This is a genomic window from Neisseria sp. DTU_2021_1001991_1_SI_NGA_ILE_055 (assembly GCF_032342915.1).
Classification (GTDB): Bacteria; Pseudomonadota; Gammaproteobacteria; order Burkholderiales; family Neisseriaceae; genus Neisseria.
Map to the genome: position 1 here is coordinate 1,418,821 of NZ_CP135440.1, position 15,326 is coordinate 1,434,146.

A 15,326-nucleotide genomic window follows, 5' to 3' on the forward strand; every position below is an offset into this window, starting at 1 on the left:
TGATGAAGCAGCGTATGAAACAAACTATTGCCACACTCAGCCTGAGCCTGCTCAGCCTGAGTGCGCAGGCTGCTACCGAAGGCGTGGACTATACCGTTCTTAGTCGCCCTATCCCGCAGCAGCAAGCCGGAAAAATTGAAGTGCTAGAATTTTTCGGCTACTTCTGCGTCCATTGTTACCATCTCGATCCGGTTTTGTTGCAACACAGCAAAACCTTCGCCAAAGATGTTTCCTTACGGACAGAACACGTCGTTTGGATGCCTGAAATGTTGGGCTTGGCCAAGGTAGCCGCTGCCGTCAATCTTTCAGGTTTAAAATATCAGGCCAATCCAGTCATCTTCACAGCCGTTTACGAACAGAAGATTAACTTGGCTGATGCAAATGTATTCCGCACATGGGTCGGTAAACAGACAAGTTTTGACAGTAAAAAACTGCTTCAAGCCTACAACAACCCTGCTGCCGCATCGGCTGCTGCAAAAATGCAGCAATTGACGGAAACTTATCGAATTGAAAACACACCAACTATCATTGTCGGTGGTAAATACAAAGTCAATTTCAGCGGTAGCGACTGGAAAGCCGGTACGAAAACCATAGACGAGCTCATCATTAAAGTCCGCCGCGAACAATCCTCAAAACCACTTTAACTATTCAACAAAAGAAAGACGGCCTCAAGGCCGTCTGAAAACTTATGGACATCCTGATTTTATTTAAAGCACTTATTCTCGGTATTATCGAAGGTTTAACCGAGTTCCTCCCCATTTCAAGTACCGGTCACTTGATTGTATTCGGCGACTTAATGAATTTCCAAAGCAACGGAAAAGTATTCGAAATCGCCATCCAGCTCGGTGCCGTATTAGCCGTCGTATTCGAATATCGCCAACGATTTACCCATATCATAAAAGGACTAGGCAAAGAGCGAACAGCCAATCGCTTTGTGCTGAATTTATTTATCGCGTTCATCCCTGCTGCGATTGTTGGCCTCTTATTCAGTAAACAAATTAAATTGCATCTTTTCAACCCGATTACCGTTGCTACCATGCTGGTATTAGGTGGCTTCTTCATTTTATGGGTTGAAAAACGCCAAGCAACAGCCAAACCCAAAGTCAATCATGTAGATGATATGCGTCCAATCGACGCGTTTGTTGTAGGATGCGCCCAAATTTGTGCCCTTATCCCTGGTACGTCACGTTCAGGGAGTACCATCATGGGCGGTATGTTGTGGGGGCTGGAACGTAAAACAGCTACTGAATTCTCCTTCTTCCTGGCCGTACCGATGATGATTGCGGCAACAGGTTACGACATCTTAAAAAACTACAAACTCTTTACTTTGCAAGATGTCGGACAAATTGCCATCGGTTTTATCGCAGCATTTATCGCCGGTTTGTTTGCAGTAAAAGCTTTGCTGAAATTTGTCTCCAGTAAAAACTATGTTCCTTTTGCCTACTACCGTATTGTATTTGGTGGTCTGATTCTCCTTACTTGGATGTTGGGCTGGGTTAGCTGGGGCGAATAATCCCTCTTCATTCACCAAAGGACGTGCCCGAGCACGTCCTTTTTTCTTTCTTATCTCCTTTCCACCCTATTGTCACCCCATAAAAGGCTTACACTCCGCATCATTGCCCCTAAATATCTCCTCGCCGTCCGCACAGCTGCCCTTCCCCTTCATCTTCCCGCACACCACCGCCGTCAGCGACTCGTTCAAGCGCAGCACCCTCGGCTCCGCCTCCCTGTCCAGCGCCACCGCCTTCAAAGTAAACTTACCCTCCAGAATCCCCTTAGCCTGGCCGCTCATCCTGATACAGAAACCGCCCGCCTCCTTCACCGGCAACTCCGGCCACTTCGTCGACGTCAGCTTAAAGCTGCCCTTTTTCGCGTAGAACTGCTCCATAAAGCGCGCATTTTCCAGCAGCGCGGCATGCGCCGCACGCAGGTTGGCCGAGCGGACCGATTCCCGATAGGCCGTAAAGGCCGTCATCGCCAAGATCGAAACCAGCAGCATCACCACCAACAGCTGTACCAAAGAATACCCCCTCTGCACAGTTGCTCCATTCCGTTTTCCGTCAAATGCTTTTAAGTACATATCTTTATTCCCTTTATCTTTTATATCCCCCATCCAACAAGAGGCTATCCGTTTGTCCCTTAACCCAATGTAAAGCCCCCACTGGTTCAAGCTTTATTCCCGCCCCAAACAAAGCCGCCCCGGGGCCCAACCGGCAAACGGTTCGGCCGCAGGGCGGCATACAGGCAGAGTCCGGCTTATTTTTTCACGGCAGGTTGGGCGGCCTTAGGCGCGGCAGAAGAAACCGTCGCCTCCGCCTTCAACTTGTTCAGCACCGCATCACCGATGCCCTTCACGTTTTTCAGCTCCTCCACCGATTTGAACGCACCGTTCTTCTGACGGTATTCCACAATCGCCTTCGCCTTAGCCGGGCCGATACCCGGCAATGCCTCCAGTTCCGCAGAAGAGGCCGTATTGACGTTCACGGCAGCCAAAGAGAACGCCGTACAAACGGCGGCAACTACACCAAATAAAAATTTCTTCATCAGGGTTTTCCTATAACGTGTCAGATTGAATCAACCGGGCCGTCTGCAGGACGGTTTTCCCCACCCCGCCGACACTGCCACACGACAGTAGAACACGGCCCCATTCCATATAAATGCATACGACATATTAACGCAAATACCGTTCGATTTCAAACATTCCAAACGGTTAACCGTAACTTTCGGTACTTTTGTGCAAGAATAACAACAGGATAAATATTTCTAATTCAAATGCCAAGATGCACGAATACTCCATAAACACCGGTACATCACTATCCCAATGTTTGACCCCAACACCTGTTATCCCAATTCTGCCGCCAAACCGATAGAAACGACAGGCATATAAAAAGCCCCCGACATCAGTCGGGGGCTTCGGAATGGGTGTTTGGCGGTGACCTACTTTCACATGGAAGAACCACACTATCATCGGCGCTGAGTCGTTTCACGGTCCTGTTCGGGATGGGAAGGCGTGGGACCAACTCGCTATGGCCGCCAAACTTAAACTGTTACAAATCGGTAAAGCCTTAATCAATTATTCGGTGATGACTGAATCAGTCAGTAAGCTTTTATTATTTGAAGTTCTTCAAATGATAGAGTCAAGCCTCACGAGCAATTAGTATGGGTTAGCTTCACGCGTTACCGCGCTTCCACACCCCACCTATCAACGTCCTGGTCTCGAACGACTCTTTAGTGTGGTTAAACCACAAGGGAAGTCTCATCTTCAGGCGAGTTTCGCGCTTAGATGCTTTCAGCGCTTATCTCTTCCGAACTTAGCTACCCGGCTATGCAACTGGCGTTACAACCGGTACACCAGAGGTTCGTCCACTCCGGTCCTCTCGTACTAGGAGCAGCCCCCGTCAAACTTCCAACGCCCACTGCAGATAGGGACCAAACTGTCTCACGACGTTTTAAACCCAGCTCACGTACCACTTTAAATGGCGAACAGCCATACCCTTGGGACCGACTACAGCCCCAGGATGTGATGAGCCGACATCGAGGTGCCAAACTCCGCCGTCGATATGAACTCTTGGGCGGAATCAGCCTGTTATCCCCGGAGTACCTTTTATCCGTTGAGCGATGGCCCTTCCATACAGAACCACCGGATCACTATGTCCTGCTTTCGCACCTGCTCGACTTGTCGGTCTCGCAGTTAAGCTACCTTTTGCCATTGCACTATCAGTCCGATTTCCGACCGGACCTAGGTAACCTTCGAACTCCTCCGTTACTCTTTGGGAGGAGACCGCCCCAGTCAAACTGCCTACCATGCACGGTCCCCGACCCGGATTACGGGTCTGGGTTAGAACCTCAAAGACACCAGGGTGGTATTTCAAGGACGGCTCCACAGAGACTGGCGTCTCTGCTTCAAAGCCTCCCACCTATCCTACACAAGTGACTTCAAAGTCCAATGCAAAGCTACAGTAAAGGTTCACGGGGTCTTTCCGTCTAGCAGCGGGTAGATTGCATCTTCACAACCACTTCAACTTCGCTGAGTCTCGGGAGGAGACAGTGTGGCCATCGTTACGCCATTCGTGCGGGTCGGAACTTACCCGACAAGGAATTTCGCTACCTTAGGACCGTTATAGTTACGGCCGCCGTTTACTGGGGCTTCGATCCGATGCTTGCACATCTTCAATTAACCTTCCAGCACCGGGCAGGCGTCACACCCTATACGTCCACTTTCGTGTTAGCAGAGTGCTGTGTTTTTAATAAACAGTCGCAGCCACCTATTCTCTGCGACCCTCCAGGGCTTACGGAGCAAGTCCTTAACCTTAGAGGGCATACCTTCTCCCGAAGTTACGGTATCAATTTGCCGAGTTCCTTCTCCCGAGTTCTCTCAAGCGCCTTAGAATTCTCATCCTGCCCACCTGTGTCGGTTTGCGGTACGGTTCGATTCAAACTGAAGCTTAGTGGCTTTTCCTGGAAGCGTGGTATCGGTTACTTCATGTCCGTAGACACTCGTCGTCACTTCTCGGTGTTAAGAAGACCCGGATTTGCCTAAGTCTTCCACCTACCGGCTTAAACAAGCTATTCCAACAGCTTGCTAACCTAACCTTCTCCGTCCCCACATCGCATTTGAATCAAGTACAGGAATATTAACCTGTTTCCCATCGACTACGCATTTCTGCCTCGCCTTAGGGGCCGACTCACCCTACGCCGATGAACGTTGCGTAGGAAACCTTGGGCTTTCGGCGAGCGGGCTTTTCACCCGCTTTATCGCTACTCATGTCAACATTCGCACTTCTGATACCTCCAGCACACTTTACAATGCACCTTCATCGGCCTACAGAACGCTCCCCTACCATGCCAGTAAACTGGCATCCGCAGCTTCGGTTATAGATTTGAGCCCCGTTACATCTTCCGCGCAGGACGACTCGACCAGTGAGCTATTACGCTTTCTTTAAATGATGGCTGCTTCTAAGCCAACATCCTGGCTGTCTGGGCCTTCCCACTTCGTTTACCACTTAATCTATCATTTGGGACCTTAGCTGGCGGTCTGGGTTGTTTCCCTCTTGACAACGGACGTTAGCACCCGCTGTCTGTCTCCCGAGGAACCACTTGATGGTATTCTTAGTTTGCCATGGGTTGGTAAGTTGCAATAACCCCCTAGCCATAACAGTGCTTTACCCCCATCAGTGTCTTGCTCGAGGCACTACCTAAATAGTTTTCGGGGAGAACCAGCTATCTCCGAGTTTGTTTAGCCTTTCACCCCTATCCACAGCTCATCCCCGCATTTTGCAACATGCGTGGGTTCGGTCCTCCAGTACCTGTTACGGCACCTTCAACCTGGCCATGGATAGATCACTCGGTTTCGGGTCTACACCCAGCAACTGTTCGCCCTATTAAGACTCGGTTTCCCTACGCCTCCCCTATTCGGTTAAGCTCGCTACTGAATGTAAGTCGTTGACCCATTATACAAAAGGTACGCAGTCACACCACAAGGGTGCTCCCACTGTTTGTATGCATCAGGTTTCAGGTTCTATTTCACTCCCCTCCCGGGGTTCTTTTCGCCTTTCCCTCACGGTACTGGTTCACTATCGGTCGATGATGAGTATTTAGCCTTGGAGGATGGTCCCCCCATATTCAGACAGGATTTCACGTGTCCCGCCCTACTTTTCGTACGCTTAGTACCACTGTTGAGATTTCGAATACGGGACTATCACCCACTATGGTCAAGCTTCCCAGCTTGTTCTTCTATCTCGACAGTTATCACGTACAGGCTCCTCCGCGTTCGCTCGCCACTACTTGCGGAATCTCGGTTGATTTCTTTTCCTCCGGGTACTTAGATGGTTCAGTTCTCCGGGTTCGCTTCGCTTATCCTATGTATTCAGATAAGGATACCTCCTAAGAGGTGGGTTTCCCCATTCGGACACCGCGGGATCATAGCTTTATTGCCAGCTCCCCCGCGCTTTTCGCAGGCTTACACGTCCTTCGTCGCCTATCATCGCCAAGGCATCCACCTGATGCACTTATTCACTTGACTCTATCATTTCAAGAACCTCTCTGACTTTGTTTACCTACCCGTTGACTAGGGAAGCAAACTTGAAATTCCTACTTTGATAAAGCTTACTGCTTGTTGTGTCTTAATCCTGCCTTTTGTGTTTCAGGATTAAGTCGATACAATCATCACCCAAATACTGTGTTTGTTTTCTTTTCTCTTGCGAGAGATTTTTTATCCTTTGCAAAGAATAAAAAATCAAAACAAACTCATTGTCTTTGTTTGTTGATTTCGGCTTTCCAATTTGTTAAAGATCGATGCGTCGATATTTCACTTCGCAAATCAAAATAAGCTGCTAAGTATAGCAGGCTTCCTTTGATTTGTAAAGTGCTTGGTGGAGGCAAACGGGATCGAACCGATGACCCCCTGCTTGCAAAGCAGGTGCTCTACCAACTGAGCTATGCCCCCGTTCTTGGTGGGTCTGGGAGGACTTGAACCTCCGACCCCACGCTTATCAAGCGTGTGCTCTAACCAGCTGAGCTACAAACCCGGATTCTCTTCTTAAGCGAATCTTGTCTTCACTCAAGCTTTTCTCTTCCGCATCTTTTACAGTTTACCGATAAGTGTGAATGCATCAGTCCTCTTCTTTCTCTAGAAAGGAGGTGATCCAGCCGCAGGTTCCCCTACGGCTACCTTGTTACGACTTCACCCCAGTCATGAAGCATACCGTGGTAAGCGGGCTCCTTGCGGTTACCCTACCTACTTCTGGTATCCCCCACTCCCATGGTGTGACGGGCGGTGTGTACAAGACCCGGGAACGTATTCACCGCAGTATGCTGACCTGCGATTACTAGCGATTCCGACTTCATGCACTCGAGTTGCAGAGTGCAATCCGGACTACGATCGGTTTTGTGAGATTGGCTCCGCCTCGCGGCTTGGCTACCCTCTGTACCGACCATTGTATGACGTGTGAAGCCCTGGTCATAAGGGCCATGAGGACTTGACGTCATCCCCACCTTCCTCCGGCTTGTCACCGGCAGTCTCATTAGAGTGCCCAACTTAATGATGGCAACTAATGACAAGGGTTGCGCTCGTTGCGGGACTTAACCCAACATCTCACGACACGAGCTGACGACAGCCATGCAGCACCTGTGTTACAGCTCCCGAAGGCACTCCTCCGTCTCTGGAGGATTCCGTACATGTCAAGACCAGGTAAGGTTCTTCGCGTTGCATCGAATTAATCCACATCATCCACCGCTTGTGCGGGTCCCCGTCAATTCCTTTGAGTTTTAATCTTGCGACCGTACTCCCCAGGCGGTCAATTTCACGCGTTAGCTACGCTACTAAGCAATCAAGTTGCCCAACAGCTAATTGACATCGTTTAGGGCGTGGACTACCAGGGTATCTAATCCTGTTTGCTACCCACGCTTTCGAGCATGAACGTCAGTGTTATCCCAGGAGGCTGCCTTCGCCATCGGTATTCCTCCACATCTCTACGCATTTCACTGCTACACGTGGAATTCTACCTCCCTCTGACACACTCTAGTCACCCAGTTCAGAACGCAGTTCCCAGGTTGAGCCCGGGGATTTCACATCCTGCTTAAGTAACCGTCTGCGCTCGCTTTACGCCCAGTAATTCCGATTAACGCTCGCACCCTACGTATTACCGCGGCTGCTGGCACGTAGTTAGCCGGTGCTTATTCTTCAGGTACCGTCATCAGCTGTCGGTATTAGCAACAGCCTTTTCTTCCCTGACAAAAGTCCTTTACAACCCGAAGGCCTTCTTCAGACACGCGGCATGGCTGGATCAGGCTTGCGCCCATTGTCCAAAATTCCCCACTGCTGCCTCCCGTAGGAGTCTGGGCCGTGTCTCAGTCCCAGTGTGGCGGATCATCCTCTCAGACCCGCTACTGATCGTCGCCTTGGTAGGCCTTTACCCCACCAACTAGCTAATCAGATATCGGCCGCTCGAATAACGCAAGGCCCGAAGGTCCCCTGCTTTCCTCCTCAGAGAATATGCGGTATTAGCTAATCTTTCGATTAGTTATCCCCCATTACTCGGTACGTTCCGATATGTTACTCACCCGTTCGCCACTCGCCACCCAAGAAGCAAGCTTCTCTGTGCTGCCGTCCGACTTGCATGTGTAAAGCATGCCGCCAGCGTTCAATCTGAGCCAGGATCAAACTCTTATGTTCAATCTCTAACTTATAACTTCTGGTCTGCTTCAAAGAAACCGACAGGACAATGTCTAAAACATCATCTTGTCTGTCTTTCAAACAGTGTGAGGCCTAATGCACTCACACTTATCGGTAATCTGTTTTTTAAAGAGCGAATCGAATTATACAGTACAATTTTCAAAAGTCAACTAAAATTATCGAAAATTTCAACCAACTGTGTTATACTGTCTGCTTCGTTTTCTTCACCGCGTCAGCAGCGAAGAACCGAACTATACGCCTCCCAACAAAACCAGTCAACACCCAATTTCAAAAAAATTGCAGAATTTCTGCAACTGCCTGTATTTAAATAATTTTAAATTTATCAAATTTTATATATTCACTAGGTGTACAGAATCTTCAAAGATAATAGCCCTACAACTTTGCTCTTATTTGCTACATTCAGATACTATTTCTCTTTAATATTGCTGGCGCTTTGGTCCTATCTACTCTTACAATCTACACTTTCTTCAATAAAACAATCATAAATTTAAAACTGTCCTATTATGAGCAACCAACAAATCCAACAAAAATTTGAACAGGCATACCACTCTTTTATCGAAGAGGAAAATTACGAGGAAGCGCTTAAACGTGCGGAGATTCTTTGCCTTCTCAATCCACAATCTGTCGAATTTCATCACAAAGTTGCTTATGTCTATCTAAAGCAATTGAAATGGGAAAAAGCCATTGAGGCCGAAATGAAAACATTGGAGCTGGATAGTGCCTATATCCCTGCTTTGGATTTACTTGCACACGCATACGGCGGTTTGGGAAATTGGGAAAGAACCGGATTTTATGGCCATCAGGCTTTGGTCTTGAAAGATAAAGCCATACCTGACCTTCAGCATGAAATTATTCCTGCATCGGCGCCAAAAGATGGAAAACGGATTATCTCGTTTTCTTTATTTGGTAATAGTTCCAAATATATTGAGCCTGCCGTCTTAAATACCCAGCTTGCTCCTGTTCTTTTCCCTGGCTGGACATGCCGTTTCTATGTTGATGATTCTGTTCCGGCCGAAGCCATCCAACGGTTTAAAGCAAATGGTGCGGAGGTTATCCATATTGATCCCCAACTGCGCAACTGGCCCGGAACGATGTGGCGTTTTCTTGCGATAAATGATCCTGAAGCTGAATATGTGATATTTCGCGATGCTGATTCTATTATTTGTTATCGAGATGCAGCTTCTGTTTCGGAATGGATAAAAAGTGGCACCCTATTCCACACCATACGCGATTCGGGCTCGCATACTGCTTTGATTCTTGCAGGCATGTGGGGGGCCAAGGCCGGTGCCGTTCCTAATATGCAGGAAAGAATTCAAAACTTTATTGATAGCGGCTATTCTTCAAGGCATTTCGCGGATCAGGATTTCTTAGAAAAAGAATTGTGGGCCTATATACGCCAAAATCTCTTTGCACATGACCGACTGTTCAACTTCCGCGATCCGCATGACATCCCCGGAGAATTCAACCCAGATTATCAAATTGCTTTCTGCGAAGGTGCAACCAGCTTCAACGCAACAACCGATTATGAAGATAACAGCTTGGCGAGATGGACTTTATATTCGCGTGTATCCCCTTTAGTCAATCGGGATTACTCGCTTAATGTTGTTCCTGAATTTAAGGTATGCAGTTACGTAACTGAAGTAAAAAACGGAATTGTTTCAGCTTCCTTACCCAGAAGATACGGTAATGCCATTAAAGCAGGATTGGCAAAAATCAATATCGAGAGAATTTGATTTCAAACAATAGCTTAACTAAACATCCAATATCATGAGCAAACACATTCTCCTCGGTATCACCGGCGGTATTGCAGCATATAAATCGTGTGAACTGGTCAGATTGCTGAAAAAGCAAGGACATTCTGTTTCAGTGGTGATGACGGATTCTGCAACGGAATTTGTCTCTCCGCTGACTTTCCAAGCATTAAGCGGCAATCCCGTGTTATCGGATACCTATTCAGGCGCTTCCAATAATGGCATGGCGCACATCAATCTGACGCGCGAAGCCGACGCATTTCTTATTGCGCCTGCGACTGCCAATACGATTGCCAAAATTGCCAACGGATTGGCCGACAACCTGCTGACTACTTTGGCCGCAGCCAGAAAATGTCCTTTGGCTGTTGCGCCTGCAATGAATGTCGAAATGTGGAACAACCCTGCCAACCTGCGCAATATTGCGCAACTGGCTTCAGACGGCATTACCGTGTTTTACCCAAACAGTGGCGAACAGGCTTGCGGTGAAACAGGTACGGGCAGAATGGTCGAAGCGGTCGATCTGGCAGATTTGCTAGAAGATTTATGGACACCCAAGCTGCTGAGCGGCAAAAAAGTTCTGATTACAGCCGGCGCAACATTTGAAGCCATCGATCCTGTCCGCGGCATTACCAATATTTCCAGCGGACAAATGGGCATGGCTCTAGCGCGTGCGTGCCGTGCTGCCGGAGCGGAGGTTACGCTGATTTACGGTCAAATTCAGACGGCCTTACCCGCAGGCTTGGCTCAATCCGAACAGGCTGTCAGCGCAGAAGCCATGTATCAGGCAGTCCACCGCCATATCCATGAACAAGATGTCTTTATCTCTGTCGCAGCCGTTGCAGACTATAAAGTCAAAAACAGCAGCAACGAGAAACTGAAGAAAAACGGCAATCAGCCTCCGGTTATCGAACTGACGGAAAATCCGGATATTCTCGCATCCGTTGCCGCCCTACCTTCTCCGCCGTTCTGCATCGGCTTTGCTGCCGAAAGCCATCAGGTTTTGGAATTTGCACGAGCAAAACGTTTACGTAAAAACGTACCGATGCTGGTGGCCAACCAAGTTTCCGTTTCCATGGGCAAGCCAACCAATCAAATCACCATTATTGATGACCTTGCCGAAACCTCATTTCCGGAAACATCCAAACGCCAAGCTGCAGATGAAATTGTCAAACGCCTGGCTGAATTATTGGCTTAATCAAACAAAAGGCCGTCTGAAAATTTTTCAGACGGCCTTTGTTCAAACACACATTACATTACAGTCCCAATTCGCGCAGGAAACGAATATCGTCTGCCCAACCGGATTTCACTTTCACCCAAATCTTCAAGAAGACTTTGGTACCAAACAATTTCTCCATATCAAGGCGTGCTTCAGTAGAAATTTTCTTCAATTTCTCCCCACCCTTGCCAATCAGAATCGCCTTTTGGCTGTCTTTATCGACCAACACTGCGATATAAATGCGGAACAGTCCGCTTTCCTCTTCCTCAAACTGCTCCACTTCAACATTCATCGCATACGGCAACTCTTCGCCCAAATAGCGGAACAATTTTTCGCGCACAATCTCCATCGCCAGGAATCGGCTGGATTTGTCCGTCACCATATCTTCCGGATACATTGGGATACTTTCCGGCAGATACGGTTTGAGCAGTTCCAGCAAATTGGCAATACGCAAACCATGTTTTGCGCTGACTGCCTCGCTGGCGGCAAACTCAAACTCTTGGCGCACTTCATTGATAAACGCTTCAAGTGCAAATTTGTCTTTGGCTTTATCTTTATCGATTTTATTGACCACCAATACCACGGGCGTATGCTTAGGCAACTGTTTCAACACCACGCGGTCGGCATCGGTAAAACGCATGGCTTCCACCACAAAAACCACCACATCCACGCCGCTCAATGCTTCGGTTACGTTTTGATTAAGACGGTCATTCAAGGCATTGCGGTGATTGGTTTGGAAACCCGGGGTATCGACAAACACAAATTGCGCCGTGTCGTCGGTGTAAATACCGGTTACACGGTTGCGCGTGGTTTGTGCTTTTTTACTGGTAATACTGATTTTCTGACCGATTAAATGGTTCATCAGCGTGGATTTGCCGACATTCGGGCGACCCACGATGGCCACAAAGCCGCAACGATAATCCGTCGTGTGTTGCGACTCGTTTTGCAAAAAGGTTTCTACATCCATTTATATATGACTTTCTTGATTGTTTCAGACGGCCTTTGCATTTTTTCAAAGGCCGTCTGAAATATTATTTTTTAGATTTTTTCAAAGGAAACTTCTGTTCCAACCATTCTAAGGCTTCACATGCCGCTTTTTGCTCGGCCACTTTCCGACTGCTGCCGCGTGCATTGCAGATAAAGCCGAGTTCGCCCAAATCGCAGGAAATCACAAACATCGCATCGGCCGTCTGCTCCGCCTGCTCTTCGATTCGATATTTCGGCAGGGCAAAGCGGCGTGCCTGCAAGGCTTCCTGCAAAGCGGTTTTACTGTCTTTTTTGCCGATATTCAAATCCGCACGTTTCACGCGTTCCGCAAACAAATGGCGAACCACTTTTTCCGCCGCAGAAAAATCAGCGTCAAAGCTGACCGCTGCAAACATCGCCTCCATCGCGTCGGCCAAAATCGAAGGCCGTCTGAAACCGCCGCTCTTCAATTCGCCGGCACCCAAATACAAACCGTCGCCGACATTCATTTCCAACGCGATTTCAGCCAACACGCCTTCATTCACCAAAGCCGCGCGCATCCGCGACAACTCGCCTTCCGACAATTTCGGAAACGCGTCAAACAACATCCGCGCCACGGAATAGTTCAAAATCGAATCGCCGACAAATTCAAAACGCTCATTGTGTTTGGCATTGTAGCTGCGGTGGGTCAAAGCCTGCTGAAGCAGCTCCATATTGCGGAACTCATAGCCCAGACGCTTTTGAATCGCTCGATGCGCCTGCTGTTTGAGCAAATCAGGTTTCATTCCATACTTTCAAAAAACAGCCCGAAAATACGCCTCATCCGCAGTGAAACAAAATAAAAAGGCTACACCGGCAACTTTTTTATTTTGGCTCATTGTTTCTTGCGTCCCTCAAGCCGATAAACAATCAAAAGCCGTCATGTTCAAACCTGACGGCGCTCGACCGACATTGTACCACCAAACCGCCCCTGCACACATCCGTGCGGAAAAGCGGCGAATCGTGTAAAATCATGCCAAATCATCTCTTTGCCAACTCCATGAACAAATTTGCCCAAGCATTGGCCGCAGCGCTCGACCGCTGCATCGTCACCAACACCGTCGCCGAACAAGGCGAACCCGTCGGCTTCCTCTACCGCGAAGCCCCCGTATTTGAAAACGACAGCGGCTGGCGTATTTTCAGCGGCGACGAAACCGACGAATACACCGACAATCCCGACAACTTCAGCATTGTCAGCCTCTCCGCCATTACCGCAGACAATCCCGACATCGCGCCCCTGCTGACTCAGTCAGAAGGCAGCGCGTGGGAATTGAACGAAGACGGCGAGTTCCAAGCCGTTGCCGATTGGCAGCCGCAAGAATAACCCATCCCAATTTCGTTTCAGACGGCCTCCTTTATAACTAGGCCGTCTGAAACCGAGCAGAATCCCTATTTCACAAATATTGAAGGAATCATCATGAACATTATCGAACCCCGCCTCGATGGCACCAACCTGCGCATCGGCATCGTTCAAGCCCGCTTTACCAACGAAATCGGCAGCGAAATGGTCAAAGTATGCTGCCGCACCCTAAAAGAATTGGGCGTATCCGAAGACAACATCACGCTTGCCACTGTTCCCGGCGCGCTTGAAGTGCCTATCGCGCTGATGAACCTCGCTTCATCCGAACAATTCGATGCCCTGATTGCCATCGGCGTTGTCATTCGCGGCGAAACCTACCACTTTGAATTGGTATCCAATGAGTCCGGCGCTGGCGTCAGCCGCGTTGCCCTTGACTACAACATCCCTATCGCCAACGCCATCCTGACGACTGAAAACGACGAACAGGCCGTTGCACGCATCGAAGAAAAAGCCTCCGATGCCGCCAAAGTTGCCGTAGAATGTGCCAACTTGGTCAACCATCTTTTGTCAGAACAATACGAAGACGACGAAGAATAAGCTTCTCCCCGTATTGAATACCGCATATTTTCAGACGGCCTCTCAATCATGACATTGAGGCCGTCTGAATCATTCAATATTCAGCCGACAACCCTCGGCCCTCTTCACAAGGAATACCCATGAAAAGCCCACGCCGCCGCGCACGCGAGCTTGCCGTACAAGCTATTTATCAAGCAGGCATCAACAAAACTGCCGCTCCCGAAATCGCCAAAAACATCCGCGAACTGTCCCAAGCGCCCAATATGGATGAAGAGCTGTTCAACAAACTGTTTTTCGGCGCACAAACCCATGCCGAAGAATACATGGAAAAAATCAGCCCCCTGCTCGACCGCGACGAGAAAGACCTCAGCCCTATCGAACGTGCCGTTTTGCTGGTTGCCTGCCATGAGCTGAGCACCATGCCTGAAACCCCCTATCCTGTCATCATCAACGAAGCCATTGAAGTCACCAAAACTTTCGGCGGCACCGACGGCCATAAATTCGTCAACGGCATCCTCGACCAACTGGCTTCCCGCATCCGCCCCGACGAACCGCGCCGCAAAGGCTAAAATCGACTTCACATCGGGCCGGGATTACTGATCTTTGCCCTGTTGAGGCTAATCTGCTTATACAGCCAAACCATCAAAAAGGCCGTCAGAAATTCAGACGGCCTTTTATATTTCGATTTATTCCGATTTTGGTATTTCATAACCAGGGCAGTTTTGTTTATCGCTGTTTGCCCAGATGATGCCGCTGTCGTTGTAATAAACGGTACAAGTTTCATCGGCATTGGTTTCTTTATTGGGCACAGCCTTCAAAATATAACCTGAATCGGAAGGATTAGGCATAGAAGCCGTATCTTTGGAAAAATTAATATCGAAATATTCATTCTGCTGTAAATTTTTAGGAGGAAAATCCTTAAATGTTCTTTTTTGAGTGTAGTAGCGTTCGAGTTGTTGGGCGTTATGCAGCATCTGTGTGCGGACGGATGCGAGACGCGTTTGGCGGATGTAGTTTTGATAAGACGGATAGGCGATGGTAGCGAGAATGGCTGCAATCAAAACGACTATCAGCAGCTCGATAAGCGTGAAGCCTTGTTGGTGTTTCATTTTATTTGTGTCGTTAATAATTGGAATAAGACATGAATATTATAGTCGTTTTCTTGCAGCTTAAATGTTCAGATTCGGAGGGAGTTTGGGAATTTATGTAAACGAGGTACAAGTTCTGAAAAATATTTTCATCCTTTTATTTTTTATTTCAATAAGTTAAACTTCAATTTAAGCC

At 48.4% G+C, this 15,326-nt stretch carries 12 protein-coding genes, 2 tRNA genes and 3 rRNA genes; 7 read left to right on the plus strand and 10 right to left on the minus strand.

Annotated features, from left to right (window positions below; all coding sequences use genetic code 11):
- Positions 1-2: 2 nt before the first annotated feature.
- Together RRV97_RS06635 and RRV97_RS06640 are read left to right on the plus strand one after the other, a co-directional pair.
- On the plus strand, positions 3-644 hold the full coding sequence (locus RRV97_RS06635; protein ID WP_315611071.1) for a thiol:disulfide interchange protein DsbA/DsbL: 642 nt from the start codon (positions 3-5) through the stop codon (positions 642-644).
- Positions 645-688: 44 nt separating this feature from the next.
- Entirely contained in the window at positions 689-1,513 is an 825-nt protein-coding gene (locus RRV97_RS06640) for an undecaprenyl-diphosphate phosphatase (RefSeq protein WP_315611072.1), read from the plus strand.
- A 72-nt stretch (positions 1,514-1,585) separates the two neighbouring features.
- Here the strand turns inward: RRV97_RS06640 and RRV97_RS06645 are convergent, their stop codons facing one another.
- The 7 genes from RRV97_RS06645 to RRV97_RS06675 all read right to left on the minus strand — a co-directional run bounded on the left by RRV97_RS06645 (position 1,586) and on the right by RRV97_RS06675 (position 8,173).
- Positions 1,586-2,080 (minus strand): type IV pilin protein, encoded by a 495-nt coding sequence (locus RRV97_RS06645; RefSeq protein ID WP_315611073.1) that lies wholly within the window; start codon positions 2,078-2,080, stop codon positions 1,586-1,588.
- A 176-nt stretch (positions 2,081-2,256) separates the two neighbouring features.
- A complete protein-coding gene (locus tag RRV97_RS06650) occupies positions 2,257-2,544 on the minus strand; it encodes a ComEA family DNA-binding protein (protein ID WP_049323884.1) in 288 nt (95 codons plus the stop codon).
- Between the two features lie 380 nt (positions 2,545-2,924).
- Positions 2,925-3,038: ribosomal RNA gene (rrf, locus tag RRV97_RS06655) — 5S ribosomal RNA — on the minus strand.
- Positions 3,039-3,133: 95 nt separating this feature from the next.
- Positions 3,134-6,022 (minus strand): 23S ribosomal RNA (locus RRV97_RS06660).
- A 347-nt stretch (positions 6,023-6,369) separates the two neighbouring features.
- Positions 6,370-6,445 (minus strand) — tRNA-Ala (locus tag RRV97_RS06665).
- Between the two features lie 5 nt (positions 6,446-6,450).
- A tRNA-Ile gene (locus tag RRV97_RS06670) sits at positions 6,451-6,527 on the minus strand.
- Positions 6,528-6,632: 105 nt separating this feature from the next.
- Positions 6,633-8,173, minus strand: a 16S ribosomal RNA gene (locus tag RRV97_RS06675).
- The 16S, 23S and 5S rRNA genes sit together here with 2 tRNA genes alongside, the layout of an rRNA operon.
- A 524-nt stretch (positions 8,174-8,697) precedes the next feature.
- On the opposite strand from RRV97_RS06675, the gene RRV97_RS06680 reads away from it, so the two are divergent.
- On the plus strand, positions 8,698-9,927 hold the full coding sequence (locus RRV97_RS06680) for a hypothetical protein (RefSeq protein WP_315611075.1): 1,230 nt from the start codon (positions 8,698-8,700) through the stop codon (positions 9,925-9,927).
- A 34-nt stretch (positions 9,928-9,961) separates the two neighbouring features.
- Complete coding sequence (gene coaBC / locus RRV97_RS06685) at positions 9,962-11,140, plus strand: bifunctional phosphopantothenoylcysteine decarboxylase/phosphopantothenate--cysteine ligase CoaBC (protein ID WP_315611076.1); 1,179 nt, start codon at positions 9,962-9,964, stop codon at positions 11,138-11,140.
- 58 nt (positions 11,141-11,198) lie between these two features.
- Here coaBC and era read toward each other — a convergent pair whose 3' ends face one another.
- Complete coding sequence (gene era / locus RRV97_RS06690; RefSeq protein ID WP_315611077.1) at positions 11,199-12,128, minus strand: GTPase Era; 930 nt, start codon at positions 12,126-12,128, stop codon at positions 11,199-11,201.
- A gap of 64 nt (positions 12,129-12,192) precedes the next feature.
- The gene (gene rnc, locus RRV97_RS06695; protein WP_003748556.1) at positions 12,193-12,912 is read right to left on the minus strand and encodes a ribonuclease III; all 720 of its coding nucleotides are present in this window, start codon (positions 12,910-12,912) and stop codon (positions 12,193-12,195) included.
- 254 nt (positions 12,913-13,166) lie between these two features.
- On the opposite strand from rnc, the gene RRV97_RS06700 reads away from it, so the two are divergent.
- The 3 genes from RRV97_RS06700 (at position 13,167) to nusB (ending at position 14,611) form a co-directional block, all read left to right on the plus strand.
- A complete protein-coding gene (locus RRV97_RS06700; RefSeq protein ID WP_315612244.1) occupies positions 13,167-13,490 on the plus strand; it encodes a DUF2185 domain-containing protein in 324 nt (107 codons plus the stop codon).
- Positions 13,491-13,583: 93 nt separating this feature from the next.
- Entirely contained in the window at positions 13,584-14,063 is a 480-nt protein-coding gene (ribH, locus tag RRV97_RS06705) for a 6,7-dimethyl-8-ribityllumazine synthase (protein ID WP_036493252.1), read from the plus strand.
- Between the two features lie 119 nt (positions 14,064-14,182).
- Entirely contained in the window at positions 14,183-14,611 is a 429-nt protein-coding gene (gene nusB / locus RRV97_RS06710) for a transcription antitermination factor NusB (protein WP_004519698.1), read from the plus strand.
- Between the two features lie 117 nt (positions 14,612-14,728).
- Here nusB and RRV97_RS06715 read toward each other — a convergent pair whose 3' ends face one another.
- Positions 14,729-15,151: a type IV pilin protein gene (locus RRV97_RS06715; RefSeq protein WP_315611078.1), complete on the minus strand. Its 423-nt coding sequence runs from the start codon at positions 15,149-15,151 to the stop codon at positions 14,729-14,731.
- Between the last annotated feature and the right edge of the window lie 175 nt (positions 15,152-15,326).

Coding starts and splice junctions, on each gene's coding strand:
- RRV97_RS06635 (WP_315611071.1), top strand. CDS start 3: ATGAAGCAGCGTATGAAACAAACTATTGCCACACTCAGCCTGAGCCTG.
- RRV97_RS06640 (WP_315611072.1), top strand. CDS start 689: ATGGACATCCTGATTTTATTTAAAGCACTTATTCTCGGTATTATCGAA.
- RRV97_RS06645 (WP_315611073.1), bottom strand. CDS start 2,080: ATGTACTTAAAAGCATTTGACGGAAAACGGAATGGAGCAACTGTGCAG.
- RRV97_RS06650 (WP_049323884.1), bottom strand. CDS start 2,544: ATGAAGAAATTTTTATTTGGTGTAGTTGCCGCCGTTTGTACGGCGTTC.
- RRV97_RS06680 (WP_315611075.1), top strand. CDS start 8,698: ATGAGCAACCAACAAATCCAACAAAAATTTGAACAGGCATACCACTCT.
- coaBC (WP_315611076.1), top strand. CDS start 9,962: ATGAGCAAACACATTCTCCTCGGTATCACCGGCGGTATTGCAGCATAT.
- era (WP_315611077.1), bottom strand. CDS start 12,128: ATGGATGTAGAAACCTTTTTGCAAAACGAGTCGCAACACACGACGGAT.
- rnc (WP_003748556.1), bottom strand. CDS start 12,912: ATGAAACCTGATTTGCTCAAACAGCAGGCGCATCGAGCGATTCAAAAG.
- RRV97_RS06700 (WP_315612244.1), top strand. CDS start 13,167: ATGAACAAATTTGCCCAAGCATTGGCCGCAGCGCTCGACCGCTGCATC.
- ribH (WP_036493252.1), top strand. CDS start 13,584: ATGAACATTATCGAACCCCGCCTCGATGGCACCAACCTGCGCATCGGC.
- nusB (WP_004519698.1), top strand. CDS start 14,183: ATGAAAAGCCCACGCCGCCGCGCACGCGAGCTTGCCGTACAAGCTATT.
- RRV97_RS06715 (WP_315611078.1), bottom strand. CDS start 15,151: ATGAAACACCAACAAGGCTTCACGCTTATCGAGCTGCTGATAGTCGTT.